The 26053-nt window shown below is 70.9% G+C and carries 25 protein-coding genes; 9 read left to right on the top strand and 16 right to left on the bottom strand.

Annotated features, from left to right (window positions below):
• Positions 1-46: 46 nt before the first annotated feature.
• Positions 47-2380 (bottom strand): immune inhibitor A domain-containing protein, encoded by a 2334-nt coding sequence (locus ABD194_RS16600; protein WP_343993359.1) that lies wholly within the window; start codon positions 2378-2380, stop codon positions 47-49.
• Positions 2381-2620: 240 nt separating this feature from the next.
• Here ABD194_RS16600 and panB point away from each other — a divergent pair, with 240 nt between their 5' ends.
• Positions 2621-3499, top strand: a complete 879-nt coding sequence (gene panB / locus ABD194_RS16595; protein ID WP_343993357.1) for a 3-methyl-2-oxobutanoate hydroxymethyltransferase — start codon at positions 2621-2623, stop codon at positions 3497-3499.
• Between the two features lie 80 nt (positions 3500-3579).
• On the opposite strand, the gene ABD194_RS16590 is transcribed toward panB, so the two are convergent.
• Positions 3580-3783, bottom strand: a complete 204-nt coding sequence (locus ABD194_RS16590) for a methionine aminopeptidase (protein WP_343993355.1) — start codon at positions 3781-3783, stop codon at positions 3580-3582.
• Positions 3784-3877: 94 nt separating this feature from the next.
• Between ABD194_RS16590 and map the strand changes: the two genes are divergently transcribed.
• Both map and ppgK read left to right on the top strand, forming a co-directional pair.
• Positions 3878-4759, top strand: a complete 882-nt coding sequence (map, locus tag ABD194_RS16585; RefSeq protein ID WP_343993353.1) for a type I methionyl aminopeptidase — start codon at positions 3878-3880, stop codon at positions 4757-4759.
• 85 nt (positions 4760-4844) lie between these two features.
• A complete protein-coding gene (gene ppgK, locus ABD194_RS16580) occupies positions 4845-5612 on the top strand; it encodes a polyphosphate--glucose phosphotransferase (protein WP_343993351.1) in 768 nt (255 codons plus the stop codon).
• A gap of 13 nt (positions 5613-5625) precedes the next feature.
• Here the strand turns inward: ppgK and ABD194_RS16575 are convergent, their stop codons facing one another.
• From ABD194_RS16575 to ABD194_RS16555, 5 genes are all read right to left on the bottom strand, one after another.
• Complete coding sequence (locus tag ABD194_RS16575; protein WP_343993349.1) at positions 5626-7197, bottom strand: hypothetical protein; 1572 nt, start codon at positions 7195-7197, stop codon at positions 5626-5628.
• The gene (locus ABD194_RS16570) at positions 7173-7979 is read right to left on the bottom strand and encodes an ABC transporter ATP-binding protein (protein WP_343993347.1); all 807 of its coding nucleotides are present in this window, start codon (positions 7977-7979) and stop codon (positions 7173-7175) included. Before ABD194_RS16570 ends, ABD194_RS16575 begins: the two co-directional genes overlap by 25 nt.
• A gap of 22 nt (positions 7980-8001) precedes the next feature.
• Entirely contained in the window at positions 8002-8655 is a 654-nt protein-coding gene (locus ABD194_RS16565) for an MBL fold metallo-hydrolase (protein WP_343993345.1), read from the bottom strand.
• Positions 8656-8664: 9 nt separating this feature from the next.
• The gene (locus ABD194_RS16560; protein WP_343993343.1) at positions 8665-9933 is read right to left on the bottom strand and encodes an FUSC family protein; all 1269 of its coding nucleotides are present in this window, start codon (positions 9931-9933) and stop codon (positions 8665-8667) included.
• 148 nt (positions 9934-10081) lie between these two features.
• A complete protein-coding gene (locus ABD194_RS16555) occupies positions 10082-11083 on the bottom strand; it encodes a YihY/virulence factor BrkB family protein (RefSeq protein WP_343993341.1) in 1002 nt (333 codons plus the stop codon).
• Between the two features lie 236 nt (positions 11084-11319).
• Here ABD194_RS16555 and ABD194_RS16550 point away from each other — a divergent pair, with 236 nt between their 5' ends.
• Positions 11320-13008, top strand: a complete 1689-nt coding sequence (locus ABD194_RS16550) for a serine/threonine-protein kinase (RefSeq protein ID WP_343993339.1) — start codon at positions 11320-11322, stop codon at positions 13006-13008.
• A 45-nt stretch (positions 13009-13053) separates the two neighbouring features.
• Here ABD194_RS16550 and ABD194_RS16545 read toward each other — a convergent pair whose 3' ends face one another.
• The 6 genes from ABD194_RS16545 to ABD194_RS16520 form a co-directional block, all read right to left on the bottom strand.
• On the bottom strand, positions 13054-13236 hold the full coding sequence (locus ABD194_RS16545; RefSeq protein WP_343993337.1) for a hypothetical protein: 183 nt from the start codon (positions 13234-13236) through the stop codon (positions 13054-13056).
• Between the two features lie 301 nt (positions 13237-13537).
• Positions 13538-14449: a hypothetical protein gene (locus tag ABD194_RS16540; RefSeq protein WP_343993335.1), complete on the bottom strand. Its 912-nt coding sequence runs from the start codon at positions 14447-14449 to the stop codon at positions 13538-13540.
• Positions 14446-15675 carry an NRAMP family divalent metal transporter gene (locus ABD194_RS16535; protein ID WP_343993333.1) on the bottom strand — a complete coding sequence of 410 codons (1230 nt, stop codon included), beginning with the start codon at positions 15673-15675 and terminating at the stop codon, positions 14446-14448. The genes ABD194_RS16540 and ABD194_RS16535 overlap by 4 nt, the downstream gene beginning before the upstream one ends.
• Positions 15672-16157: a hypothetical protein gene (locus tag ABD194_RS16530; protein WP_343993331.1), complete on the bottom strand. Its 486-nt coding sequence runs from the start codon at positions 16155-16157 to the stop codon at positions 15672-15674. Before ABD194_RS16530 ends, ABD194_RS16535 begins: the two co-directional genes overlap by 4 nt.
• A 182-nt stretch (positions 16158-16339) precedes the next feature.
• Positions 16340-16789, bottom strand: coding sequence for an SRPBCC family protein (locus ABD194_RS16525; protein WP_343993329.1), 450 nt, complete (start codon positions 16787-16789; stop codon positions 16340-16342).
• Positions 16786-18381 carry a phytoene desaturase family protein gene (locus ABD194_RS16520; RefSeq protein WP_343993327.1) on the bottom strand — a complete coding sequence of 532 codons (1596 nt, stop codon included), beginning with the start codon at positions 18379-18381 and terminating at the stop codon, positions 16786-16788. The genes ABD194_RS16525 and ABD194_RS16520 overlap by 4 nt, the downstream gene beginning before the upstream one ends.
• 117 nt (positions 18382-18498) lie before the next feature.
• Here ABD194_RS16520 and ABD194_RS16515 point away from each other — a divergent pair, with 117 nt between their 5' ends.
• Positions 18499-19455, top strand: coding sequence for an SDR family NAD(P)-dependent oxidoreductase (locus ABD194_RS16515; RefSeq protein ID WP_343993325.1), 957 nt, complete (start codon positions 18499-18501; stop codon positions 19453-19455).
• Here the strand turns inward: ABD194_RS16515 and ABD194_RS16510 are convergent.
• The 3 genes from ABD194_RS16510 to ABD194_RS16500 form a co-directional block, all read right to left on the bottom strand.
• Positions 19452-20114, bottom strand: coding sequence for an ANTAR domain-containing protein (locus ABD194_RS16510; RefSeq protein ID WP_343993323.1), 663 nt, complete (start codon positions 20112-20114; stop codon positions 19452-19454). The genes ABD194_RS16515 and ABD194_RS16510 overlap by 4 nt on opposite strands.
• 403 nt (positions 20115-20517) lie before the next feature.
• Positions 20518-21411, bottom strand: coding sequence for an NAD(P)H-hydrate dehydratase (locus tag ABD194_RS16505; protein ID WP_343993321.1), 894 nt, complete (start codon positions 21409-21411; stop codon positions 20518-20520).
• A 1-nt stretch (position 21412) separates the two neighbouring features.
• Positions 21413-22222 carry a histidine phosphatase family protein gene (locus tag ABD194_RS16500; protein ID WP_343993319.1) on the bottom strand — a complete coding sequence of 270 codons (810 nt, stop codon included), beginning with the start codon at positions 22220-22222 and terminating at the stop codon, positions 21413-21415.
• 234 nt (positions 22223-22456) lie between these two features.
• On the opposite strand from ABD194_RS16500, the gene ABD194_RS16495 reads away from it, so the two are divergent.
• The 4 genes from ABD194_RS16495 to ABD194_RS16480 all read left to right on the top strand — a co-directional run bounded on the left by ABD194_RS16495 (position 22457) and on the right by ABD194_RS16480 (position 25988).
• On the top strand, positions 22457-23821 hold the full coding sequence (locus ABD194_RS16495) for an ABC transporter substrate-binding protein (RefSeq protein WP_343993317.1): 1365 nt from the start codon (positions 22457-22459) through the stop codon (positions 23819-23821).
• Positions 23814-24746, top strand: coding sequence for a carbohydrate ABC transporter permease (locus tag ABD194_RS16490; protein WP_343993315.1), 933 nt, complete (start codon positions 23814-23816; stop codon positions 24744-24746). Before ABD194_RS16495 ends, ABD194_RS16490 begins: the two co-directional genes overlap by 8 nt.
• Positions 24743-25675 (top strand): carbohydrate ABC transporter permease, encoded by a 933-nt coding sequence (locus ABD194_RS16485; RefSeq protein ID WP_343993313.1) that lies wholly within the window; start codon positions 24743-24745, stop codon positions 25673-25675. The genes ABD194_RS16490 and ABD194_RS16485 overlap by 4 nt, the downstream gene beginning before the upstream one ends.
• Positions 25676-25742: 67 nt before the next feature.
• Positions 25743-25988, top strand: a complete 246-nt coding sequence (locus tag ABD194_RS16480) for a hypothetical protein (RefSeq protein ID WP_343993311.1) — start codon at positions 25743-25745, stop codon at positions 25986-25988.
• Positions 25989-26053 lie beyond the last annotated feature (65 nt).

The following is a 26053-nucleotide window of genomic DNA, read 5'->3' as shown; positions in this document are numbered from 1 at the left end:
GTCCCGGGGGCCCTTCACCTCATGACCGGAAGGTCACTCGAGGTCGTCACTTGAAGTCGACGCGGACCTCGAGCTCGTTGCCGCCCTGGCGGGTCTTGGCGACGGTCATCGTCGTGCCGGAACCGGCCACCTTGGTGGAGGCCCACGGGTTGTCGGCCGTCCAGTAGCGCTTCGGGTCGCGGTCGTCGAAGGTCGGGATCGCAGGCTGCGACGGGACCTTGGTGGCGACGCCGTTGCGGTGGAAGGTCACCGCGTCGGTCTTCTCCTGGCCGAACGTGGCGTCGAACGGCTGGCGCCGGTTGCCCAGCATGGTGCGCGTGCCGTCGGCGTTGTTCAGCATGACCGGCGCCGGGCGGGCGTCGACCGGCAGGACCTCGCCGCCACCCGGGTGGGCCGACGTGTTGTTGTCGCCGTACTCACCGTTGGCGAACCAGACGAGCATGCCGTTCTGGTACGGGAAGCGCTCCACCCAGTCCGGCTTGGTCGTGCCCCAGCCGAAGTTGTACGGGCCGGTCTTCAGCGTCGCGTCGTAGCCGCTGTAGACGCGGTTCTCGGCGAAGTAGAAGTCCTGCACCTGCCTCGAGGTGGTGCCGCTGATGATGGAGAAGCCCTTCGCGGTCCAGGCCCCGGTGCCGGACTCGACGTCGTCGACCGGTCCTGCCACGCCGTCCTTGACCACGGAGACGTCGTCGATGTAGGCCTCGCTGGCGACGCCGCCGTCGGTGGCCACGCGGAAGCGGAACTGGACGTTCTGGCCCTTGTAGGCCGAGAGGTCCCACGACTTCTGCGCCCAATCGAACGTGCCGTCGATCGGGTCCCCGACCTGACTCCAGTTCGCCCCGTTGTCCGTCGACACCTCGCCGTAGAGGTAGTCGTACTCGGCCTCCAGGTTGCCCTGGACGAAGGCACTGATCGACGCCGAGGTGGTCGCTCCGGTGAGGTCCACGCTGCGCGACAGCGTCGAGCTGAGGTTGTTGCCGAAACCACTCCACCACTCCGCCTTGCCGGAGTGCGGCGTGTTGCGCTTCGTCGTCACCGTGCGCTCGGGAAGCGGGACCACGAGGGCCTGGACCGAGTCGCTCTTCGTGGCGAGGTCGGCCTGGCTCAGCTTGACCGTGGTGTCCTTGCCGTACGGCACGACGGTGTGGTCGAGCCAGCCGAGCTGCAGCTTCTCCCACGGACCCATGTAGCCGGGAGTCGTGCCGATGGAGTCGGTGCCGTGGTTGAGCCACGAGCCGCCGCTCATCAGGGTCCAGAAGGCGGTGCTGTTGTCGCCGCCCTGCGTGTCGTAGAGGTCGGGCAGTCCGAGGTCGTGGCCGAACTCGTGCGCGAAGACGCCGAGCCCGCCGTTCTCGGGCTCGGTCGTGTAGTCGCCGATCCACATGCCGGTGTCGCCGAGGGGGACGCCGCCGAGCTTGTTGAAGTCGGGGCCGGTCTTGCCCTCGTCGGTGGAGTAGGCGTACCAGCGGTGCGACCAGATGGCGTCCTCGCCCTCGGTGCCACCGCCGGCCTCCTCGCCCTCACCGGCGTGGATGGCCTGGAAGTGGTCGATGTAGCCGTCGGGCTCGTTGAAGTTGCCGTCGTGGTCGTAGTCGTAGCGGTCGACCTTGTCGAACTGCGCGAGGTACGCCTTGATCTCGGCCTGCGTCTTGCCCGCCGCCACCTGGGAGTCGTACCAGGCCTTGGCGGTGTCACGGACGAACGGCCAGTACGTCGAGTTGTCAGCGTACTTGTTCGAGCCGTAGCGCGACTCGTTGTAGGGGACCTTCACCCAGTCGGAGACGTCGCCCTTGGCGAGGAACCGGCCGTTGGACTGCTTCTGGTAGAAGTCCCGGAACGACTCGCCCTGCCCGAACATCATGTCCAGGTAGTGCTGGCGGTTGAAGTCCTTGGTCCAGTACGTCGAGTTGTCGTCGGTGGCGCTGCCGTCCCACTTGCGGTCCGGCTGCGCGATGTGGTTGTGCACCGGGCCGGCCGTGCCGCCCGTCGCAGGGTTCACCTGGTCGCCGAAGTCGACGAGGATCGTGAAGATGTCCTCCTCGCGGTTGACCGGGTAGTTGACGTACTTCGACTTCTTGGGCTTGCCGTTCTTGTCGGTGCCCGTGCTCTTGACCTCGATGACGCGGTTGCCGTTGATGGTCTTGGTGGTCGCCTGGCCCTTGAGGAGCTTGGCAACGGCGTCCTTCCGCTCGGCCGCCTGGGCGTCGGCGAGCGGGTTGGGCAGGTTGTCCGGGCGGGAGGCCTGGGCGGCCGCGGGGTCTCCGCTCGCCGGGGCCTTGGCAACGGGCGTTGCCTGAGCCTGCATCGGAGCGGTGAGGCCGGTGACGACGAGCGCACCGACGGCCAACCCCGAAACAGCACTCCACTGGCGCTTGTTCACGTGTTTGTCCTCCTGGTCACAAGGCGCCTCAAGTCGGCGCCTCCGGTATGCAAACACACATCACAGACAATGTGGCGCCCGCTCTCAGAAGATTTGGAAAAACTTATGCCTCCACGATGTTCGTGGATCGAAAGGTTAAATTCTTCGTAAAGAAGTGCGCTGCTGACCTAGTCGCGGAACTGCTTTGCACCTATAGGAGGCGGGAGTTTTGTCACGTCCTGACGTGGCTATGCTCGGGCCATGAGCGCAGGCCCCGAGGAGCAGAGTCCCTACGGTTCCGGGGCCGGCGCCTCGCGCCCGACCAACGCCACGCCCCCACCGCGCAAGGTGCGAATCCCGCACCTGCAGGCCCTGAAGGCCGAGGGGCGGCGCTGGGCGATGCTCACGGCATACGACATGTATGCGGCGGAGATCTTCGACGAGGCCGGCATCCCCGTGCTGCTCGTCGGCGACTCCGCCGGCAACAACGTCTACGGCTACGAGACGACGGTGCCCGTCACCCTCGACGAGATGGTCCCGCTCGTGCGCGCCGTCGCGTCGGCCGCCCGCCGGGCGCTCGTCGTGGCCGACCTGCCCTTCGGCTGCTACGGCGCCTCGGTCGAGCAGGGCTTCACCAGCGCGGTGCGCCTCATGAAGGAGGGCCGAGCACACGCCGTCAAGCTCGAGGGCGGCGCGTCGATGGCGCCGCTCGTCAGGGCCCTGACCGGCGCGGGCATCCCCGTCATGGCGCACGTCGGCTTCACCCCGCAGAGCGAGCACCAGCTCGGCGGCTACCGGGTGCAGGGGCGCGGGGACGCAGCCGACGCGCTCGTCGCGGACGCTCGGGCCCTGCAGGACGCCGGCGCCTTCGCCGTGGTCCTCGAGATGGTGCCGGCCCCCGTGGCCGCCCGGGTCACCCAGTCCCTGGACATCCCGACGGTCGGCATCGGCGCGGGGGCCGTCACCGACGCCCAGGTGCTCGTGTGGAGCGACTTCGCGGGCCTGCGCAGCGGCCGCTCACCCCGCTTCGTCAAGAAGTACGCCGACCTGCGGGGCACCCTGCTCGACGCGGCACGGGCGTATGCCGCCGACGTGGAGTCCGGCGCCTTCCCGGACGCCGGGCACTCGTTCGAGTCCTGATCCCTTCCCCGGCCCCCACGTGACGGTTGCGCCCACCGGCCGGGAGCCGGTGGGCGCAGCTGAGTTCGCAAAAGGCGCCGTCAGGCGTCGTGGTCACCAGAGCTCGAGCCCCGCTCGTTCCACTCGCGGTCCTCGGCGTCCCACTGCTCCGTCTTCTTGTGGGCCGAGTCGAGCGCAGCACGCGCAGCGGCCTCGGTGGGGTACGGGCCCAGCACCTGCTCACCTCGGCTGCGGTTCTCGTCGGTCTCGACCTGCCCGGTGTCGACGTTGTACCAGAAGCTCACCTGCGGACTCCTTCTCTGTGACGGCCCCGTGGAGCGGTCCGGCCCGTGGGCGCCGCTCGTGGACGCCATCCGTCCACGACCTAGACTCCACCGTATGCCGTTGCTCCAACCGCGGGTGTCCCCCCACGCTCTGAGTCCGCGACGCCCCGTGCCGGCGGCCATCCAGCGGCCGCACTACGTCGACGTGGCGACGTTCCGCGAGGACGGCGACGTGCGCGTCAAGGACGCCGAGACCATCGAGAAGATGCGCATCGCCTCGCGCATCGCCGCGACGGCCATGGTGGAGGCCGCCGGGGCCATCGCCCCGGGCGTCACCACCGACCGCCTCGACGCGATCGCCCACGAGTACATGCTCGACCACGGCGCCTACCCGTCGCCGCTCGGCTACAAGGGCTTCCCCAAGTCCGTGTGCACCAGCGTCAACGAGGTCGTCTGCCACGGCATCCCCGATGCCCGCCCCCTCGAGGACGGTGACATCGTCAACATCGACGTGACGGCATACATCCACGGGGTCCACGGCGACACCGACGCCACCTACCTCGTCGGCGACGTCGACGAGGAGTCGCGCCTGCTCGTCGAGCGCACGCACGAGGCGATGATGCGCGGCATCCGTGCAGCTCGACCGGGACGCGAGATCAACGTCATCGGACGGGTCATCGAGAGCTACGCCAAGCGGTTCGGCTACGGCGTCGTGCGCGACTTCACCGGCCACGGGATCGGGCTCGAGTTCCACTCCGGCCTCATCGTCCCCCACTACGACGCAGCCCCCCACTACGACACCGTCATCGAGCCCGGCATGACCTTCACCATCGAGCCGATGCTCAACCTCGGCACCCACGAGTGGAACATGTGGGACGACGGGTGGACCGTCGTCACCCGCGACGCCAGTCGCTCGGCCCAGTTCGAGCACACGATCGTCATCACCGACGACGGCAACGAGATCCTCACGCTGCCCGAGGTCTCTCCGGGCGCGTAGGCTTCCCGCGGCTCCGGCGGGTCTCCACTCGCACCACCAGCACCACGGCACGATCGACCACGTCCTCGACAAGGAAGCAGGGACCATGGCCAAGCACGGCAAGCCCCTCGGCATCGACATCGGCGGCAGCGGCATCAAGGGCGCCCCCGTCGACCTCAAGAAGGGCGAGCTCGCCGGCAAGCGGCTCAAGATCCTCACGCCGAAGCCGGCCACACCCGGCGCGGTCGCCGAGGTCGTGGACCAGATCGTCGACCACTTCGCCGACGTCACGGGCGACTCCCCGATCGGCGTGACGGTCCCGGCCGTCGTGATCCGCGGCACCGTGCTCTCGGCGGCCAACATCGACCCCTCCTGGATCGACACGGACGCCGAGTCGCTGATCAAGGAGCACACCGGGCGGGCGGTCACCGTCCTCAACGACGCCGACGCCGCCGGGCTGGCCGAGCTGTACTACGGCGCCGCGAAGGGCGTGCAGGGCCTCGTCATCCTGACGACCCTCGGCACCGGCATCGGCAGTGCCCTGATCAACGACGGGCGGCTGATCCCCAACTCCGAGCTCGGCCACCTCGAGATCGACGGCTACGACGCGGAGGACCGGGCCGCCTCGTCCGTCAAGGACATCGAGGGCCTCTCGTGGGACGAGTACGGCGAGCGGCTGCAGACCTACTACGACACCATCGAGAAGCTCTTCTCACCCGACCTCATCATCGTCGGCGGCGGCATCTCGAAGGACAGCGACGACTTCCTGCCGAAGCTCAAGCTGCGCTGCCCGATCGTTCCGGCCCAGCTGCTCAACCAGGCCGGCATCATCGGCGCCGCGCACCTGGCGGTCGACCTGGCCGCGGCTCGCTGACGCGGGTGGCGGGTCAGCCGCGGCGGAGGGCCGACAGCAGCTCGGGCGCGCGGCGGTCGTACAGCCGCGCACCGAGCTCCACGCCGACGAACGCCACGACGCAGCCGAGCGCCGCACCGACGGCCGCGGCGGCCCAGCAGGCCGGCGTGGACCCGCGCCACGCCAACCAGCCGAGCAGGAGCACGGGCGAGGCCAGCGCCAGCGTTCCCAGGCTGGCGAGGGACTGGGCGGCCAGGGTGATCCCGGCCGCCCCCGGTGGTGCGTTGAACGGGCTCTCGCCCGACTCGGGGACCGGGTAGGGCAGCACGACACTCATGACGCTGGAGACGGCATACCCCCCGCCGAGCAGGGCGGCGGCGACACCGAGCACCGCGGGCAGCAGGTCCCAGCGTCCCGCCACACCGACTCCGACGAGGGAGTGCAGGGGGACGAGCACCGCTGCCAGCAGCACCTCGGGAACGAGCCGGCCGCGCCGGTCGTCGCGGCCGGAGAGCCCCGAGACGATGTGCAGCCACAGCGCGTCCGACTCGTAGGCGACGCCGTTGTGGCCGCTCCAGCCGACCAGAAAGGCGACGAGCGGACCCATGAGCAGCGGTGTCCACGGCAGGTCGCCGGTGTAGTACGGGACCAGGAGCGCGAAGGGCGCGATCGGCGTCATCGCCATGCTGATCTGGTAGCGGGGGTCGCGGCGCCAGTAGGTCAGCACCCGGGCCCCGACGGCGCCGGCCGGGCTGGGAGGCAGCCGCCCGAGCAGGCCCAGGTCGTCACCGGAGGTGCTGCCGGAGTCGGTGCGTGACACGGCGCGCGGGTCGTCGACCTCGTTGCGCAGGGCCCGTGACCACAGCCGGAAGAGAACGGCCAGCAGGCCGACGGCCAGGAGCAGGCGCAGCACACCGGTGAGGAGGTCGCCGGCCGCGATGTCGCCGGGAGCCGCCCAGGCCCAGCCCAGCGGTGACCACCCCACCACGGCGGCCGCAGTGGCAGCGACATGGGTGAGGTTCTCGCCGAGGTTCGCCACGACGGAGACCGCCGGGCCGATAACCACGAGCAGCAGCAGGCCCACGACGGCGATGGCGTCCCGACCCCGACGGCTCGAGATGGCCTGGTTCAGCACCGCGGAGACCCAGCGGCTCGTCGTGACGGCGGTCAGCAGCCCGGCGGCCGTTCCGAGCACCGCAGCCGACGTCGAGGCCGCCGTCTGCGACCAGGCGACCACCACGCCCGCGCACAGCACCATCGAGGCGATCGCCGGCAGCCCGACCAGGGCTCCCGCCAGGAGTCCCACGGCGAGGTCGCGGTGCGGGACAGCGAAGGTGGCGAACCGCTTCGGGTCGAGGGTGGGGTCCGAGCCGAAGGAGAAGAGCGGCACCACGGTCCACAGCACGATTCCGGCGGCACCGGCGAGCGGGATGACGACCCGGGCCTCGTCCGGCGATCCGCGGAACGACGCGAGGATCAGTGCGAGCCCCAGCACGAGGACCGTGAAGTAGAGGACGCCGATGACCGCACCGATGGTCTGGGCCCGGCTGCGGCGGAAGACGTTTCGCAGCAGGGCGAGCTTCAGTCGGACGAGGTGCGCAACCACGACAGCCCCACCACCTCGGTGGACCCTCCGACGAGGTCGACGAACCGCTCCTCGAGGGGACGGCCTGACCGCACGTCGTCGAGCTCTCCCGCGGCAAGGACGAGTCCGTCGGAGATGACCGCGACGTGGCTGCAGATGCGCTCGACGAGGTCCATGACGTGGCTCGAGAGCACGACGGTGCCGCCGGACTCGACGAACCCGGCGAGGATGCGCCGGATCGTGGCGGCCGACACGGGGTCGACCGCCTCGAACGGCTCGTCGAGCACTAGCACACGCGGAGCGTGGACGAGGGCCGAGGCCAGCGTGACCTTCTTCGTCATGCCGGCGGAGTAGTCGACGACGAGCTTGCCCTGCGCCTCCGTCAGCCCGAGGGCGGCCACGAGCTCGGCAGCCCGCTCCGACGCGAGCTCGCGCGGAAGCCCTCGGAGCAGGCCGGCATACGTGATCAGCTGCAGTCCGGTGAGCCGGTCGAAGAGCTTGAGCCCGTCCGGGAGCACGCCGACGAGGCGCTTCGCCGCGACGGGGTCGGCCCACACGTCGCGCCCGAGGACGAACGCCTGCCCGGCGTCGGGTCGCAGCAGCCCGGTCACCATCGAGAGAGTCGTCGTCTTGCCCGCGCCGTTGGGGCCGACGAGTCCGAAGAACGAGCCGCGCGGCACGTCGAGGTCGATGCCGTTGACGGCGATGAGGTCACCGAAGCGCTTGCCGAGCCCACGCACGGCGATGGCCGGTCCTGCGATGGGTTCTCCTTGCGGCGCAGGCAGAGCCGCCACGTCGCTCATCTCGTCCCCCTTGGCCCCGGCGTCAGAAGATCGCGGACTCGGTGTCGCGCAGCGGGGTGTAGGTCAGGCCGTCGACTCCCGAGAACTGCTCGATGTGCCCGGAGTACATGCGGTGGCCGACCTCGGTCAGCAGCGCGTCGTGGATCGGGATGAAGACCTTCGGCGCGATGCGGGCGACGAACGCGATGGAGTCGCGGCTCGCCGCCCACGGGGCGTTCAGAGGGTGGGCCAGCACGTCGACCTCCCCCGGCTCGCCGTCGTAGGCGTCGCCCGGGTGGTAGAGCGAGGGCTCGCCCTCGGCGCGAAGCACCACCCCCACGTTGGGGATCCGCGGCATCGCCGCGTGGTTGTATGCGTGCAGCTCGCCCACGGGCGAGATCGTCACGTCGCCGACGGCGAAGTCCTCACCCTGGCGTGAGGGCACCGCGGCCAGGCCCTCGTCGCGCAGCTTCTCGGCCGTGAGGGGGTCGGTGTGGACGCTCGCGCCCGGGTTGGCACGCAGCAGCGCCGAGACCCGCTCGGGGTCGAAGTGGTCGTAGTGGTTGTGCGTCACGATGAACGCATCGAGCCCGGTCAGCGCCTCGAAGCCCGACGAGAAGCTGCCCGGGTCGATGAGGATGCGACGGTCGGCGGTCTCCACGAGGAGGCAGGCATGTCCGAGGTGAGTCACGCGCATGAGGCCACCCTAGCCACGGCGAGCCGGCTCCTCCCTGTCCTTCGCGTCCCCAGCGCGGTGCGTCGCGGCCCGGTGGGAACGCAGGCGCCGCATGCGCGCCCACGCAGTGGACTGACGGGCCGGCAGCCGCGTGGGGGCGTCGCCGGTGGGGACGACCGCCGACTCCCGGGCGGACTCCAGCTCACTGAGCGCGCGCAGGGAGTCGCTGATCAGGGAGCCGTAGACCGGCCACTGCTCGGGGTCGTCGAGCGGCGCGCGGTGGACCTCCTCGCGCAGGCCCGTCAGCACGGTGAGCGCGGTGGCGACGGAGTCGTCGAACCTCTTGGTTGCCGCTTCCTCGTGCCGGCCGAGCTGCGAGACGGCCACGGACATCGCGGCCAGCGCGTCGGCGAAACGGGCGAGGAAGGTTGCCGAAGGCGCAGGGTGGTGCTCGGCACCGTCGGCGGCGTCCACGAGCGTGTGCCCGATGCCGGTCACCTGCCACAGCGCCCGTCGCAAGGTGGTCACGGTCCGCTCATAGCCCTGCCAGTCGATGTCGGCGGGGCGCAGGTTCTGCCGCAGGTTGAACCGCGTGCTCTCCCGCCCGGTGCGGATGTCCTCGAGGACGAGCGGGGCCTTCTCCACCATGTCCGTGCCGTCGCGGTACCACCCGCGCGCCGTGTCCGCGTCCCAGTCGCCGCGCAGCCCGTCGGCCATCTGGGCGAGCAGGTCACGCACCTGGCGGGCCAGGGCCGCCACCCGCTGCCGCGGCTTGGTCAGGTGCAGCGGCGCGAACACGATGGCGTTGGTCGCCACCCCCATGACGCCACCGGCGATCGTCTCGACGATGGTGAGGTAGGTGAACTGCGCGTCCGTGCCCTTGGCGGTGATGAGCGAGAGCAGCACCATGGCCGGGACCTGGATGCCGTGGTCACCGAGGCGGGACCAGCGCCCGATGACGAGGGCGACGAGGATGACCCCGAACATCGTCCACCAGTACACGCCCAGGACGTTGGCGACGACCCAGGCGACCCCGAGTCCCAGCACCACCGCGGCGATGCGTTGGGCGCTCGCGGACAGCGACCGCACCATGGTGTGGTCCACGACGAGCAGGGCCGCCATCGGGGCGTAGAAGGGGACCGGGCTGTCCAGGACCCGAACCGCGAACTGCCAGGCGACCACCGTTGCGACTGCAGCCTTGAGCAGGAGCAGCAGGGCGTCACGTTCGGGGCCCGGACGGTGCAGCGCACGCCGGAAGGCTCGCCACCGCTCGGTCGTGTCCTCGCGCCACTGGCTCATCCGCGAGGACCGCCGCAGCGGATGGGCCGGTCGAGGGGTACCGGTGCTGCATCGTCCACGGCGTCACTCTAAAGGGACGAAACAGACGTTCTCGAGGGCGGCCGCCCCGCCCGCTCGGTTCGCCGAGCCGGGCGGGGGGCGCCGGACCTCAGTGCGAGCGTCGCTCGGCGGCCTCCTCGAGCGCCCGCTTGTCGACCTCGTCCATCGCACGCGTGTCACGCGGCTCGGCGAACGGCTCGAGGTCCTCCGGCTGCCCGGCGGCGATGGCGCGGCTGCGGTCGAGCTCGGCGTTGACCTCGGCCCCGAGCAGGATCGCGATGTTGGTCAGCCACAGCCAGACCAGGAAGATGACCACGCCTGCCAGCGACCCGTACGTCTTGTTGTAGGAGGAGAAGTACGCGACGTAGAGGGCGAAGAGGCCGGAGACGACGAGCCAGATGACCACGGCGACGAGGCCACCGGGGCTGACCCACTTCACGCCACCCTGCTTGGCGTTGGGGCTGGCCCAGAACAGGACGGCGAACAGCATCGAGACGATGACCAGCAGCACCGGCCACTTCAAGATGCTCCACAGGGTCACGGCCGTGTCGCCGGCGCCGACGATGTCGCCGATCTGCTGGGCGACCGGTCCGCTCACCACGACGATCACGGCGCTGATGATCATGACGACCACGGCGAAGACGGTGACGCCGACCCGGATCGGCACCGTCTTCCAGATCGGACGCCCTTCGGGGATGTCGTAGATGACGTTGGACGCGCGCATGAACGCCGCGACGTAGCCGGATGCCGACCACAGCGCGACGAGGATGCCGAGGATCGCGCCGAAGCCGGCCCCCTTGCGGTTGGACTGGGCCTGGGTGATCAGCGTCTGCACGAACTGGGCGCTCGAGCCGGGCGTGAGCTGCTTGACCTGGTCGACGACCTGCGTGGTGGCGTCGGGGCCGAGGAGCCCGAGCGCGGCGACGAGCACGAAGAGGGCCGGAGCGATGGACAGCAGGCCGTAGTAGGTCAGGGAGGCAGCGAGGTCGGTGAGGTTGTCGCGCTTGAACTCGCCCTTGGCCCGCTTGAGCACCGCGAGGAGGGATGCCTTGGGCAGCTCGGTCGGGCTGTCCGGCGCGTCGTCACGACTGGTGTCCGTTTCTGTTGCCATGTCGGGCTCGTACCCAGTGACGAGGGGAGGACCCACGGCGGGTCCGCACCCCGGACGTGGTGAGGCGCCCAGGCCGTGGGCCGTCCGAGGCCACGTCGAGAGGCCACTCGAGGCGCCACCCGAGGGGGCGGCGCCACGGTCGGACCGGGCGGTGAAAGGATGGTTTGCTCGTCTGGGTACGAGAGCAGGACCGTCACGTCCGCTGGGTGCCGGACGACCGGAGGGAGATTCGCAGGATGGTGGCCGACAGCTCGGAGCTGATCGCCGGGCGCTACCGACTCATGGACCGGATCGGCTCCGGTGGGATGGGGCACGTGTGGCTGGCTTGGGACGAGCGGCTCAACCGCGCCGTCGCGGTCAAGCAGCTGCACTCCCCCGTTGGCCTCGGCGAGTCGGACGCCGCCGTCGCACAGGAGCGGGCCATGCGCGAGGCGCGCAACACCGCGCGCCTGCACCACCCCAACGCCGTCCCGGTCTTCGACGTGGTCGACCACGAGGGCCGTCCCTGCCTTGTCATGCAGTACCTCCCCTCGCAGAGCCTGCAGGCCGTGCTCCGCGACCGCGGGCCCCTGCCGGTGCGTGAGGTGGCTCGGCTCGGCACCGACCTCGCGGCGGCCCTCGCGGCCGCGCACCGGGCCGACCTCGTGCACCGGGACGTCAAGCCGGGCAACGTGCTCCTGGCCGAGGACGGCACCGCGCGCATCACCGACTTCGGCATCAGCCACGCCCTCGGGGACGCCTCGCTCACCTCCACCGGCATGGTGACCGGCACTCCCGCCTACCTCGCGCCCGAGGTGGCCCGCGGCGGCCCCTCCACCCCCGCCTCCGACGTCTTCTCGCTCGGCGCGACGCTCTATGCCGCGCTCGAGGGCACCCCCCCGTTCGGGAGCGGTGACAACGCCATGGCACTGCTGCACCGCGTGGCCTCGGGGGCCATCACACCGCCGCGCGAGAGCCCTCTAGCGCCGATGCTGCTGCGGATGCTGGCCCCCTCCCCCGAGGAGCGGCCGTCGATGCAGGAGGTGTCGCGAGTCCTCGGCGACGTCGCTGCCGGTCGGCCCGATCACGAGGAGCGCCCGAACCGGACGCGCGTCCTACCGACCGTGCCGCCCGCCGCTGCAGCCACCGGGGACGGCCCTTCCGGTTCCGACACCCGGACGGCGAGACTCCCCTCGTATGCGGTCCCGGCGGGTGCCGCTGCGGAGGCGCACGGGGTCGTCCCGGCGACCGCGGGGGCCGGGCACTCGTCCGACCGCGGGGGGAGCGACGTCACGACTCCTGCGGGACCTGCATCCGAGGCCGCGCCGCGGAGCCGGAGGCGAGCGGTCCTGGCGCTCCTCATGGTGCTGCTGCTCCTCGGCGGCGGCCTGCTCGCGTCGTCCCTGCTGCGGGGTGCACAACCGGGCGGTGACCCCACGCCTCCGGTCGTCGCGGGTTCGAGCAAGCCGGCCAAGACACCCCGGACGAGCGCCTCGGCTCCCACGACGTCGACCGCCGAGGCGCCCTCGCCCTCGACGAGGCCGGCGAGCACGCCGACCCCGAAGGCGACCACCCCGTCCCCGGCTCCGTCACAGCCGAGCACGACCGCCGGCGGCGGTCCCGTCGCCGGCGACCCGACCCGCGCCGTCCGGGACTACTACCGGCTGCTGCCCGGCGACACCGACGCCGGGTGGGCCCGACTGACGGATCGGTACCGCGCGACGACGGCCCGTGACCGCGCCACCTACGACAAGTTCTGGGCCTCCGTCGACTCGGTGAGCGTCGGCCAGGTCAAGGCCTCCGGCCCCGGCTCGGTGGAGGCGACCGTCCGCTACGACTTCAGCGACGGGCGACGGTTCGAGGAGCGCACGGCGTACACGCTCGTGCGCCAGGACGGCGTGCTCAAGATCGACACGTCCTCGGTGCAGAGCAGCCGCCAGCTCTGAGGCGTCCGAGGCGTCTGAGGCGCCGAATGCCTCTGACGCCTCACGTCACTGGCAGCGCCACATGACCACGGCGTGCGCGGAGTGGGCCGGACGGTTGCGGGAGGCGCCCACGGGCGCGACGACGCTCGTGGTGCACACCTGGGCCAGGCGCTCGAGCATGGCAGCCCGCTCGCTGCCGGTCATCACGGTCATGACGGCTTCGTCCTCGGTCGAGGTCACTGCGCTCATCGCGGTTCTCCCTGGTTACGTCGACCGGCCTTCGCTCCATCCGGTGTCCCAGGGGTAGGTGTACCAGTCCGACTGGGGGAAATGCTCACGAATGCCCGATTTTCGACAAGAAAGTCCGAAGAAGCGTGCAAGACGACCACTCGACGACGCTCAGGCGTGGCGCTCCCTCGTTCGGGCAGGCACCGAGGCGGAGGTGACTCGGGCCAGACAGGTGCGCGCCGTGACGAACGGAACCAGCTCGAGGTCGGCGTCCTGCTCCCCGCACCGGCGAACGTGACCGGGCGTCGCTCCACCGCTCGGCTCAGGCGCCGCTGCCGGGCGGTGGGGCGGCGTGCCCACGGTCGCGGGGGTCGTCCAGTCGCCCCGGGCGGGCGGAGTGCGTCAGCACCAGCTCGCCGTCGGGCTCTTCGAGCTGCTCGAGCCCCTGCACCTGCTCGAGCTCGACGATCCGGTCCCGGTGTCGCCGGCTGCGCAGGAAGCGCCGCACCAGCCAGGGTCCTTGCCGTGGGTCCGTCGAGTAGCCGAGCTGCCAGCCGGACAGACGCGGCGTGTAGAGCAACCAGCGGACTCGGAGGGGGCCCTGCTGCTGGTCGCGCGACGGCCCGAGACACCTGAGCTCGCAGACGCGGCCCATCCGGGTTCCGGCGTAGGACAGCACGGTGCGACCGAGCAGCCGGCTCAGCGGGTGGGCCCCGTCGAGCGGCGCACGGATCGGCCACTGCGGCTCCTCGAGACGTCCCGGCGCCGCCGCCTCACCGCGCGCCTCACCATGCTCCTCGCCGGCGGCGTCCCCGGAGCCGCCGGTGGGTCCGGCCGGTCCGGTGGAGCCGGGGAGGCGGGACACCACGTGATCCCGCAGCCAGTGCTCCACGCCGAACCCGGCTGACAGCGCGCGGGCCGCGGCGTCGTCCACGTGCACGGCGGAGTCGACGGAGGTCACGTGGTCCAGCGGGACGACGAGGGCGCTCGGGTCGGGGGCCGGGTGCAGCCGGTGCCACACGGCGTACACCCAGCGCCCGAGCAGGCCCGGCAGGCGACGGCTCAACGCCGCGGGGCCCACCTGGACGCCCGTCACGAACCAGCCGGCCTCACGGCGCACGAGCTCGAGGTCGTCGACGTTGCCGAGCAGGCTGCCGTCCGGGCCGACGAGCTGGTGGTCGAGCAGCCGCAGCACGACGTCGGTCTCCACCTCACCACCCCACCTGCCGCTCACTGCCCGGCCCTCGTGATGATCATGAGCGGGATGGCGGCGACCGCCGCGACGACGACCAGGACGAGGTAGACGGTGCCCAGGGTGTTGGCCAGACGACCGTTCGCGTGGCCACCCAGGTAGGTCCGGTCATTGGCGACGACGAGGATCGGGAAGTAGGTGAGCGGCAGGGCCACGGCGCTGAAGACGACCGAGTACTCCGTGAGCATGATGGGGTCCACCGTCGTCAGCAGCACCCCGACGGCCACGACGGTCGAGAGCAGCACCACGGTGTGGAAGCGCGCGGCTCGCAGCGGCTCGACGTACTTCCCCCACTGCCAGCCGAGGTACTGGGCGATGCTGTAGCCGACGGACAGCCCTGTCTCGCAGGCGGCCCCGAAGGTGGCGGCGAAGAAGCCCAGGAGAGCGAAGGCGATGCCGAGCACCCCGATCGCCTGGCCGATCGGCATGCCGATCTGGCCGAGTGACTCCACCTGGATCTTCTGCGGCAGGTAGACGACCGCGGCCACGGCGGCGATCGAGATGGAGATGAGCCCACCCAGGGGGAACCCGACGAACACGTTTACCCGCATGGTGCCCAGGTCCCGGGCCGTCCACCTCTCCTCGACACCTCCGGAGGAGAAGAAGAAGACCTCGTAGGGGGTCATCGCGGCGCCGAAGAGCGCGACGGCGTAGTAGAGGTACGTCGCGTGGCTCTCGTCCTGGGGCACCGAGGGCCGGGACACCTGGTGCCACAACGACGCCCAGTCGGGGCTCAGGTGCCAGAGCGCCACCGCGAAGACGACGAGCGCCAGCCCCGCGAGGCCGAACGCGTTCTCGAGCACCGCGAACTTGACCCGCCACAGCACGATCCACACCGCCGCCCCGGCCACTGGCATCCACAGGTAGCGGTTGACGCTGGAGGCCAGCTCGAGGGCCAGGGCCACACCCCCGATCTCGGCCATGTACGTGAGCAGGGTGACTGCCATGGACGCCACGAGGTTGAGCAGGCCTGCCCGAGGACCGAGCCGCTCGCGCACCAGGTCGAAGGTCGCCCGACCGCTCACGGCGGAGACCCGACCGCTCATCTCGGCGAAGACGCAGATGCCCACGATCCCGATGACGACGACCCAGACCAGGGAGAGCCCGAAGCGGGAGCCGACGAGCCCGTTGGTGACCAGGTCGCCGATGTCGACGAAGCCGCCGATGGCGGTGAGGATGCCGAGGGCGATCGCGAAGAGCTTCTTCATCCGAGCCGCCCCGACTCCCGCTGCATGCGGTCGGCGACGGCACGCAGGGTGCGCACGCTCTGCCTCATCGCGGGCTCGTCGTCCTTGCGAAGGGCGATCCTCGCCTGGGCCAGCGCGTCGTCCGCGTCCGACAGCAGCCCGCTGACGTCATCACGCAGCCGCTCGTCAGCGGGGGTGGGTGGGTCGACGGAGCCGAAGCTGTCCTGCACCGGCCCGATCGCCTCCTCCATATCGGTCACCACCGTGTCGGCGTACGGCTTCGGGACACGCTGGTCCAACAGGTTCTGCACGCCGAGAGCAGCGGTCCGCGTCTGGCTGACGCCGGAGTCCAGCGCCTCGAGCGCGTTGTGCTGGAACGCGCCGGAGTCGAGGGCCGGTGCGACGCAGCCGGTGAGGAGCGCGACCGCAAGCACTCCGACGGCCGCCCCCGCGGCCCGGTGCGGCGGGCGGTCAGCGGCTGGGCCGCGCGGTGACCGGGTCATGGCCGCCGCCGCAGCATGCGCCAGCCGAGGTAGGCCAGCCCCAGGCCGTAGAGGACCCAACCCCCCGCCAAGGCGAAGCCCTCCGTCATGTGGCGTTCTTACCCACCTCGACGGACGGGGACGCCGGCCCGGCAGTCACGGTGTGTCGTCACGGTCCCTTCACCGCCCCGGTCGAGGCACTGTCACTGTGGCCGGAAGCGCGCCGCTCGCTCGACCAGGTTGGCGAGCCGCCGCAGCGCCTCCGTGTTGCGGCGGTGCAGCACGGGGTCGCGCAGGAGCCGAGGGACCAGCAGGGCCGGGCCCTTCGTCGCGTCCTCCTCCATCGTCACCTCGGTGCCGTCCCCGACCGGACGGCACGTGATGCGCACCAGCCCCTCGCCCGAGGGCCAGGCGCGCACCGTCAGCTCGAGCAGGGTGGGCGGCTCCCACCGGACGATGGAGGTCGTGTCGTCGATGAGCACCGGCCAGGCACCGACGGAGTGGTGCATCGTGGCGCCGGCCGCCGGCCAGTCGGGAGAGACGTCACGCACCCGCGAGGCCCCGACGACCCACTGGCTGTAGCTCCACGCGTTGCCGAGGACGTCGAAGACCTCCTTGGGCGAACCGTGGATGGTCCGGGTGGTCGTGCTCACGAGCGCCTCCAGAGGTTTCGGGTCTTGTTGTGCCACAGGGCCGCCCGCGCGGCGTTGGCCCCGCAGGCGCCGTGCACGCCTCCGCCCGGGTGGGCGGACGCCGAGGCCAGGTAGAGGCCCTTGATGGGTGTCTCAGGTCGCCCGGAGCCGGCGACGGGACGGAAGACGAGCTGCTGCTGCAGGTTGGCGGTCCCCCCGTTGATGGCGCCGCCGAAGAGGTTGCGGTCCATGGACTCCAGCTGGTGCGGGCCGAGCACCCGCCGTGCGGTGATGCGTTCGCGGAAGCCCGGAGCCCGGCTCTCGATCCGCTGCTCCATCCGCTCGGCCATGGCGTCGAGGTCGCCCTCGTCCCAGGCGCCTGTCACGTGGCGGACGCCGTCACGACCGGCGGCGTCACCGCGGACCTGCTGCGGCACGTGGGTGTACGCCCAGAGGGCCTCTCCCCCGTCCGGCACTCGACTGGGGTCGGCGACCCCCATCTGCCCGACGAGCATGAAGGGGCGCTCGGGCACCAGTCCGGCCGCGACCTGGCTGCCGGTGAGGGTCATGTCGTCGAGGGAGTCACCGATGTGCACCGTGCCCGGCTCCTTCCCGGGGGCACCCTCCCACGGGACGGGGCCGCTCAGCGCCCAGTCGACCTTGACGGTCGAGGGGTCCCACTCGAAACGGCCCATCCGGTGGCGCAGCCTCGTCGGGAGGTCCTCCCACGGCACGAGCCCGCCGTAGAGCGCCGGCGCCGACACGTCGGCGAGCACCGCGCGCCCGACGGAGATCTCCCTGGACGGGGTCCGCACGGCGACCGCGCGACCGCCGTCCACGCGTACGCCCTCGGCTCGCTCCCCGAGGAAGACCTGCCCGCCCTTGGACTCGAGGCGTCGGACCATGGCTCCCGAGAGCTCCCCCGCGCCGCCCCGCGGCACGGGGAAGCCGACCGTCTGGCCCAGCAGGACGAGCAGCATGCCCATCGCGGCCGAACCCGGGGACTCGAGGCTGATGTCGGCGTGGGCGGCGTTGCCGGCGATTAGCATGCGCGCGGCCTCGCCGCTGAAGAGGCGTTCGGTCAGGGTGCGGGCCGGCATGATCATCTCGCGCAGCAGCTCCAGCCCCCCGGGGCGCAGCACCCGTCCGGCGAGACCCGCTCCACCGCGCACGGGCGGGAAGGGGCTCAGCAAGCAGCGGATGACGTCGTCGCCCACTCGGTCCCACGTGTCGCAGAGCGCCAGCCAGGCCTCACCGTCGCCCTGGGCCTGCGCCTCGAGGCCCGCGGCGGTCTCGCCACGGTCGCGGTGCAGCACGCCCCAGCGCCCGTCAGGGAAGGAGTGGCCCACGACCGACGGCGCCTGGACCCACTCGAGCCCGTGCTCCTCGAGGTGCAGGCCCTGGATCGTCGGCGAGCCTGCGGCCAGTGGGTAGAACGAGCTGAAGGTGTCGTGCACGTAGCCGGGCGCGACTGACGAGTCGCTGCGCACCGCACCGCCTGCGGTCTCCTGCTCCTCGATCACCACCACCGACCAGCCGGCGTCGACCAGCAGGTTGGCAGCGACCAGCCCGTTGGGCCCGCTGCCGATGACCACAGCATCCGTCGTCGTCACGATGTCCTCTCGTCGGTCGGGCTCATCCTGCGGCTTGTCCTGCCGCTCGGTCTGTACCCGGTGCGTCGAGCGGCTAACCGACGTTTGGGACGGGCGACGAGCGGGCACCACTCCTCCATGGCCTCCAGTTCCCCGCATCCACCCACGGCCCCGGCCGTCCTCGTCACCGGCGCCTCGAGCGGAGTGGGGCTCGCCACGGCGCACGAGCTGGCCCGGCGGGGACACCGGCTCGCGTTGCTCGCGCGCGGCGAGGAGCCGCTGCAGCGGGCCGCGCAGGAGTGCCGGGCGCTCGGCGCCGAGGACGTCACGGTCCTCACCGTCGACATCCGCGACGACGAGGCGCTGCGAGAGGCCGTGGCGCAGGTGCTCGACGTGTTCGGTCGCCTCGACGGCGCCGTCAACTGTGCGGGGGTCGTCGCGTACGGCCGTCTGGAGCAGCTCGCCGCGCCGCTCTTCGACGCCGTCGTCGAGACCAACCTGCTCGGCTCCGTCAACCTCCTGCGGCACGTCCTCCCACCGCTGCGCGCGCAGGGACGAGGTTCGGTGGTGCTGACCGGCTCGCTGATCGGCCACATCGCGGTGCCGACGATGAGTGCCTACACGGTCAGCAAGTACGGCGTGCGAGCCCTGGCCCGCCAGGCCGTCATCGAGAACCGCGACGTCCCCGGCCTCCACGTCTCGTACGTCACGCTCCCCGGCGTCGACACCCCCATCTACCGGCAGGCTGCGTACGCGGGTGGCCCGGCGGGGCAGCCACCCCCCGTCGTCTGGCCGCCGGAGAAGGCAGGCCGGCTCGTGGCCGACGTGCTGCAGCGCCCCCGTCGCGTCGCTCACGGCGGGGCCTTCGACCCCCTGATCAGGCTCGGCTTCGTCCTGCTGCCCGGGGTCTACGACGCGTGGGTGGGCCCGCTCTTCGCCCGGTTCGCGTCCGACCGGCGCGAGACCATGCCCCCCGGCCCGGGCAACGTCGAGGCGAGTGTTTGGCAGGGCAACCGCCTGGACGGTGGGCACGGCTCGGGTCTCAAGGCCCTCGGGGGACTGGCCGTCCGACGGGTGCGCCGCATCGTCGGCTAGCTGGGACCTTCCTCCCCTGGGAGCCGGCCCGTCAGACGGAGCTGGTCGGCGATGTCGCGCAGCTTGACGTTGCCGTTCTGGGACAGCCGGCGCAGATAGGCGAAGGCCGCGTCGGCGGTGAGGCCGTAGCGCTCCATGAGGATGCCCACGGCCTGGCCGATCTCCTGCCGGGTCACCATCGCCAGCTCCAGCTGCTCGGCCTTGCGGGCGAGAGCCACGGTGGCTGCGGCGTGGGCTGCGAAGGCGGAGGCGAGCACGACGGTCTGGCGCGGGAGGCCGCCCGGGGCGTCGCAGCCCAGGGTCATGACCCCCAAGGTCTTGCGCTCCCACGCCATGCGGACCGCCAGGACCGTGCACAGCCCCAGCGCGTCGACCCGCGGCGCGAGCTCCGGCCACCGGGCCGCGTCCTGCGGGCACCGTGCGTGCAGGCCCACGATCGACTCGTCGCCGTGCAGGGCATCGACACTGGGTCCCTCGCGGAGCGCCCGCTGCAGCTCGTCCAGCCTCCGGGCCACGTCACCGGTGGTGGCGAGAGTTCGCACGGTGCCACCCCGCTCGAGGAGGCTGATGGACACGTGGCCGACTCCCGGAACGGCCTGGGTGCTCGTGCGCAGGAGGGCCTCCACCGCACCCGTCGGTGCAGGCGTGGGGAGGCTCATGCGCTGGTCGGTCGCACCAGCCGAGGCCGGCCTCGCAGTCGGCGCGGAACCAGGAGCCGGGGCGGCTGGCGGTGCCGACATCGATACGGCATCGGACGGGCGCGGGGCGATGGCTGCCGCGGCAGCGCCGTCGCAGCCGGGGTGGCTTCCTGACGTGAGGGTCACAGCGAGTCCTCCGCGGGCGTGGCGTCCCCTCGTGCCTTGAAGGTGCCCTACTGAACCGATCTTTCGAAGGGAGCCGCAGGGGCCCTTCGGTTCACGTGCCCGTTTCCACGACCACGGTACACGCCATGAGGGCCGCAGAGCAGGTTGAGCATGGGCCTCCCATGCCGTGGCGGCCCAGACCCTCGTCCAGCCTGCCGTGTCGCGTTGCCGTGTCGTGGCTGTGCGGCTCGGCCTCACGTCAGGAGGAGCCGTCGGGCTCCTCGGCTCGGTTCAGCTCGAGCGGGATCTCGCGGAGCACGTCACGCGCCAGGAAGCCGGGCCGCTCGCGGGCCAGGCGCTCACCCGCGGTCGCGTGCGCCCACGCTCCCCAGGCGGCTGCCTGCTCAGGCGTCGCTCCCCTCGCCAGCAGACCGGCGACCGCGCCGGCCTTGACGTCACCGGAGCCGGCTGTGGCGAGACCGGGCGCCCCGGCACTGCACGACCACGAGTCGCCGTGCGGCTCGACGACATAGGAGGTCTCGCCGCCGCTCAGGACGGCCGCACCGGTGGCCTCGGCGACGGCGCGCGCGGCTCCGAGCTGGTCGTTGCCGACCTCCTCCTCGGACCGCTCGAGCATGGCGGCCGTCTCTGTCAGGTTGGGCGTCAGCAGCGCACGTCCGGAGAGGTGGCCCAGGCCGTCCAGGCGACCGGTCAGGAACGCCGTGCCGAGCGCGTCGAGGACGACCAGAGAGTCGAGTCGCGGCACCACCTGGGTCAGGAAGAGGTCCGCGCACTCTGGATCACCCAGTCCGGACCCCAGGAGGACGACGTCTGCCTTCTCGGCCAGCTCCACCACTCGATCCGCCCCCGCGACGGCGAGCTCGCCGTTGTGGAGGACAGGCAGAGCCTGCACGAACGCCTCGGGGAGGGCGACGGCGAGGGCCGCCGCCGTCTCGCTCGCCGTGGCGACCTGCACCTTCCCGGCCCCGACGCGCAGCGCCGTCTCGGCGGCCAGCAGCACCGCTCCCGGGGTCTGCCGTGCTCCCCCCACCACGAGCACCGTGCCCCGGTCCGACTTGTCCCCGCCCGGCCGCGGCAGCGGCCACGAACGCAGCAGGTCGGTGTCGATCGGGGTGGGGCTGCCTGCCGCCATGTCAGGTGGTCCTCTCGCCGTGCAGCTCGTGATGCAGCTCGTGGTCGTGTGTCGCGGACCCGTCCGACGCCTCCGCCGCCGTGTCCTCGTGGGTCGTCTCGACGTCCGACGTGTCGAGGTAAGCCGTGTCGGCGAAGGCGGCCAGCTCGAGGACCTCGCCCTGCCTGCGGTAGCGCGTCAGGGAGCAGTTCGCGAGCGGCTGGGTGCGGTCCACGTCGAGAAGGGTCGCCTCGTCCAGCCTCTCCAGGGCCAGACGGAAGCTCATGATCACGGCCTGGTGCGTGAACACCCAGACCCGCTGGTCGGCATACAGCTGCGCGAGGTCGCGCAGGACGTCGCGCACCCGCAGGGCCACGTCGGTCCAGCTCTCGCCGCCGGGTGGCCGGTAGTAGAACTTGCCCAGGCGGCCGCGGCGGTCGGCCTCCTCCGGGTAGTGCTCACGGATGCCCAGCCCCGTCAAGCCGTCGAAGATGCCCAGGTCGCGCTCGCGGAGTCGTTCGTCGAGCAACGGCTCGAGGTCGAGGGCACCGGCGACGATGTTCGCCGTCATGGCCGCACGGGCGTACGGCGAGCTGAGGACGACGTCGGGTCGAGGGCTCGTGCTCGCGACGTGCCGGGCCAGCACGTGGGCCTGTTGCTCCCCTCGCTCGGACAGAGGCGTGTCGGGGTCGCGGGTGTCCAGCTCCAAGCGGGCCTCCCCGCGCTCACGCGCCTGCGCGTCGGCCACGTTGCCCAGGCTCTCGCCATGGCGGACAAGGACCAGCTCCTCCATGTGCGCCGCCCAGGGCGCGCCGCTGCCTCCGATGGACATCCGTCTCCTTGTCGAGGTGCAGTCGAGGTGCGCGTCGGTGCCGACGGCCGGACACCGCACCTGTACCCGGCCCCCGCAGCAGGGAAACGGGTCGCCCCTCGATGCGCCGGGCGGTGGCGGAGAAGCGTTTCTCCCCGAGAAGCGTTTCTCCACGACGGCTCTCGGGTACTTCTGACCTGAAACGGTGCATTCGGCGGAGACCCGGTGCACGTGAGAGCACAAGAGAGGCGAGGAATGCGATCTGCGTTCATGGTCATTGCGGCTTCGGCCACGCTCCTGGCGGGGTGTGCGGGAGTCGGTGGGGCGAGCAACGACTCCGGAGGCGGCAACGCCGGCACGGCGGGGAGCGCTCCCAGCGGAACCCTGAAGATCATGGGCTTCGGCGGCGAGGACGAGGTCGCGCAGGCCCGCGTCAACGCTTTCAAGCAGGCATACCCCGGCGTCAAGGTCAACAACGCCAAGGGCGACTTCGACGCCCAGCAGTTCCTCACCGCCCTGGCGAGCGGCAACCCGCCGGACCTCGTCTACATGGACCGCAACCTCGTCGGCACCTACGCCAAGAAGGGTGCTGTCGTCCCCCTCGAGGACTGCATCTCGCAGCAGAAGATCGACACCTCGCAGTACCGCGAGGCCGCCATGCGCTCGGTGACCCTGGGCAACAAGGTCTACGGCATTCCCGAGTTCTACGTCGTCACGACCAACCTCGTCGACGCCAAGTCGCTCAAGGCCGCCGGCCTGTCCCCGAGCGACATCCAGACCAAGGACTGGCAGGCGCTCAAGGCGACGTCCGACAAGCTGTTCAAGAAGAACGGCAACAAGATCGGGCGCATCGGCTTCGACCCCAAGCTGCCCGAGTACTTCCCGCTGTGGGCCACGGCCAACGGCGCGACGATCATCAAGGAGGACGGCGCCCCGAACCTCAACGACCCCAAGGCGGTCGAGGCGCTCGACTTCGCGATCAGCCTGATCAACGACCAGGGCGGCTGGACCGCGTTCAAGTCCTTCCGCGACTCCTTCGACATCTTCGGCGAGAAGAACCCGCTCTCGGCGGGCTCGGTCGTCGCGTTCCCGATGGAGAACTGGTATGTCAACGTGCTTCGCGACTTCATCCCCAAGGGACTGCAGCTCGACAGCACGCCGTTCACCGACCACGACGGCAAGCCCGTGAGCATGGTCGGCGGCAGCGCCTGGGCGATCCCGAAGGGGTCGAAGAACCCGACCGCCGCCTGCGCCTGGGCCAAGACGCTGACCGACAAGGCGACCTGGATGAAGGCGGCCGACGCCCGCATCGCCAAGGTCAAGAAGGACAACAGCTTCTTCACCGGCCTCTTCACCGCCAACAAGCCGGCGGACGAGGCGATCAAGGCGAAGTACCTCACCAACGTGCCGGACGCCGGCTTCAAGCGCGCCATCGACAACCTCTACGCGACGCTGGACACGGCAACGGCCCTCAACCCGTCGCCGGCGGGTGCGGAGATCGACGCCGCCTGGCACAGCGCCGTGACGCGTGCGCTCGGCGGCCAGCCCGCACAGCAGGCTCTCGACCAGGCTCAGAAGGAGGCGGAGGCGGCCTTCACCAAGGCGAACGGCAATGGCTGACAAGGCGGTTAGGGTTCGCCCGGGCCGGCTCCAGCGGCGAGAGGCCCGGGCGGCCTACGTCTTCATCGCCCCGTGGATCATCGGGTTCCTGGTCTTCACGGCGGGCCCGATGGTCGTGAGCCTGTGGCTGTCCTTCACGGACTACTCGCTGGTCGAGCCGGGCCATGCCGTGGGCATGGCCAACTACCAGCAGCTGCTCGACGACCCACGCGTGGGCAAGTCCCTCGCCAACACGTTCACGTATGCGGCCATGTTCGTGCCGCTCGGCACGGTCGTCGCGCTGGGGCTGGCGATGCTGCTCCACCGCGTCGGCCGGGCCGCCGGCTTCTTCCGCACCGTCTTCTACCTGCCCGTGATGACGCCGGCCGTCGCGGCCGGCGCCATGTTCCTGCTCCTGCTGAACGGCCAGCGCGGGCTGCTCAACCAGGTGCTGGGCTGGTTCGGGGTCAACGGGCCCAACTGGACGACCGACCCGGCGTGGCTCAAGCCCTCGCTGGCGATCGTCAGCCTCTGGACGGTGGGCGGCAGCATCATCATCTACCTCGCGGCCCTGAACAACGTTCCCCGCCAGCTCTACGAGGCCGCGCTGCTGGACGGCGCGGGCCCGGTCCGGCGCTTCTGGAGCATCACGCTGCCGATGATCTCCGGTGCGCTGTTCTTCACGATCATCACGCACACGATCGCGGCCATGCAGATGTTCGACCAGGCGTACACCATGTTCTACGGGCCTCAGCAGAAGGCCACCGCCTCCGACGAGTCCCTCGTCTACATGGTCTACCTGTTCCAGAACGCCTTCGAGTTCTTCAAGATGGGCTTCGCCTCGGCCATGGCGTGGGTGCTGTTCGTGATCATCCTCGTCATCACCGTGATCCAGGTCCGGATCGGCAACCGCTTCGTCTACTACGAGGGAGACACGCCCCGATGAGTGTCGACACCAGGCCGCTCCCGCCCTTCACCGAACCGCCGGACGAGCCCACGGCGCCGCCGGGACCCCTGTCGTCGACCGGCCCCGCGAAGGACCGGCGACGCCTCGGGCCGGGAACGGTGGTGCGCTGGCTGCTGCTCCTCGTGGCGACCCTCGCCTTCACCTACCCGCTCATCTGGCTGGTGAGCGCCTCGCTGAAGCCGAAGTCGCAGGTCTTCGACAACAGGCTGGTGCCCGAGACGTTCCAGTGGTCCAACTTCATCGAGGTCTGGGACGCCGGCCCGGTGCTGCGCTGGTTGTTCAACTCCGGCGTCGTCTCGCTCATGGCGGCCGTCGCCGTGACGTTCTCCAGCGCCTTCGTCGCCTTCGGCTTCGCCTACTTCCGGTTCCGGCTGAGGGGGCCGCTCTTCGGCCTGGTGCTCGCGACCATGATGCTGCCGGGCGCCGTCACCATGATCCCGGTCTACCTGATCTGGCACCAGCTCGGGATGATCGACACCCAGGTGCCGCTGTGGGCCAACAACCTCTTCGGCTCGGCCTTCTACATCTTCCTGATGCGCCAGTTCTTCCTCGGGATCCCGCGCGAGCTGTTCGAGGCCGCCCGCATCGACGGCTGCAGCCACCTGGGCCTCTTCCGCCGGATCGCCCTGCCGCTGTGCCGTCCAGCCCTGATCATCGTCTTCATCTTCGAGCTGCAGGCCAGCTGGTCCGACCTGCTGAAGCCGCTCATCTACCTCCAGACGGAGGAGTACTTCACGATGCCGCGCGGGCTCAAGCAGATCGTCGACGGCTTCGCGCTCTCGGGCGAGTACCACTGGGAGATCGCGATGGCGGCCACGCTCGTGGCCACGCTGCCGATGATCGTCGTCTTCGCCTTCTGCCAGCGCTACTTCCTCGAAGGGCTCGCCACCACGGCGAGACAAGGCTGAGCTCTCTTCTCGGGCAGGTGGACTCCTCACCGAAGATTTCCCATCTCGACAGCAAAGGACGCACCCAATGGCCGTGTGCGACATGTGTGGCAACGACTACGACCGCAGCTTCACCATCACCCGCGATGACCGGTCACGCACCTACGACAGCCTCGAGTGCGCCATCACCGACTGGGCCCCGGCCTGCGGCAACTGCGGCTGCCGGGTCCTGGGCCACGGCATCGAGGTCGACGAGGCCGTCTTCTGCTGCCGGCACTGCGCGGACGCCGCCCGACGCGGACGCGGCCGGCACAGCGGGCGTCCGTCGTCCTGAGCGCCCGTCGTCCTGAGCGCCCGTCGTCCTGAGCGCCCGTCGTCCTGAGCGCACCACGAACGCGA

Source organism: Terrabacter terrae (genome assembly GCF_039529575.1).
Taxonomy (GTDB): domain Bacteria; phylum Actinomycetota; class Actinomycetes; order Actinomycetales; family Dermatophilaceae; genus Terrabacter; species Terrabacter terrae.
The sequence above is the reverse complement of the archived record's forward strand: the minus strand, read 5'-3'. Positions and strand labels throughout refer to the sequence as shown.

What these genes read in the sequence shown, in the direction of transcription:
- panB (WP_343993357.1), top strand. Translation starts at nt 2,621, where the DNA reads ATGAGCGCAGGCCCCGAGGAGCAGAGTCCCTACGGTTCCGGGGCCGGC.
- map (WP_343993353.1), top strand. Translation starts at nt 3,878, where the DNA reads ATGCCGTTGCTCCAACCGCGGGTGTCCCCCCACGCTCTGAGTCCGCGA.
- ppgK (WP_343993351.1), top strand. Translation starts at nt 4,845, where the DNA reads ATGGCCAAGCACGGCAAGCCCCTCGGCATCGACATCGGCGGCAGCGGC.
- ABD194_RS16570 (WP_343993347.1), bottom strand. Translation starts at nt 7,979, where the DNA reads ATGAGCGACGTGGCGGCTCTGCCTGCGCCGCAAGGAGAACCCATCGCA.
- ABD194_RS16565 (WP_343993345.1), bottom strand. Translation starts at nt 8,655, where the DNA reads ATGCGCGTGACTCACCTCGGACATGCCTGCCTCCTCGTGGAGACCGCC.
- ABD194_RS16560 (WP_343993343.1), bottom strand. Translation starts at nt 9,933, where the DNA reads ATGAGCCAGTGGCGCGAGGACACGACCGAGCGGTGGCGAGCCTTCCGG.
- ABD194_RS16555 (WP_343993341.1), bottom strand. Translation starts at nt 11,083, where the DNA reads ATGGCAACAGAAACGGACACCAGTCGTGACGACGCGCCGGACAGCCCG.
- ABD194_RS16550 (WP_343993339.1), top strand. Translation starts at nt 11,320, where the DNA reads ATGGTGGCCGACAGCTCGGAGCTGATCGCCGGGCGCTACCGACTCATG.
- ABD194_RS16545 (WP_343993337.1), bottom strand. Translation starts at nt 13,236, where the DNA reads ATGAGCGCAGTGACCTCGACCGAGGACGAAGCCGTCATGACCGTGATG.
- ABD194_RS16535 (WP_343993333.1), bottom strand. Translation starts at nt 15,675, where the DNA reads ATGAAGAAGCTCTTCGCGATCGCCCTCGGCATCCTCACCGCCATCGGC.
- ABD194_RS16530 (WP_343993331.1), bottom strand. Translation starts at nt 16,157, where the DNA reads ATGACCCGGTCACCGCGCGGCCCAGCCGCTGACCGCCCGCCGCACCGG.
- ABD194_RS16515 (WP_343993325.1), top strand. Translation starts at nt 18,499, where the DNA reads ATGGCCTCCAGTTCCCCGCATCCACCCACGGCCCCGGCCGTCCTCGTC.
- ABD194_RS16510 (WP_343993323.1), bottom strand. Translation starts at nt 20,114, where the DNA reads ATGAGCCTCCCCACGCCTGCACCGACGGGTGCGGTGGAGGCCCTCCTG.
- ABD194_RS16505 (WP_343993321.1), bottom strand. Translation starts at nt 21,411, where the DNA reads ATGGCGGCAGGCAGCCCCACCCCGATCGACACCGACCTGCTGCGTTCG.
- ABD194_RS16500 (WP_343993319.1), bottom strand. Translation starts at nt 22,222, where the DNA reads ATGTCCATCGGAGGCAGCGGCGCGCCCTGGGCGGCGCACATGGAGGAG.
- ABD194_RS16495 (WP_343993317.1), top strand. Translation starts at nt 22,457, where the DNA reads ATGCGATCTGCGTTCATGGTCATTGCGGCTTCGGCCACGCTCCTGGCG.
- ABD194_RS16490 (WP_343993315.1), top strand. Translation starts at nt 23,814, where the DNA reads ATGGCTGACAAGGCGGTTAGGGTTCGCCCGGGCCGGCTCCAGCGGCGA.
- ABD194_RS16485 (WP_343993313.1), top strand. Translation starts at nt 24,743, where the DNA reads ATGAGTGTCGACACCAGGCCGCTCCCGCCCTTCACCGAACCGCCGGAC.
- ABD194_RS16480 (WP_343993311.1), top strand. Translation starts at nt 25,743, where the DNA reads ATGGCCGTGTGCGACATGTGTGGCAACGACTACGACCGCAGCTTCACC.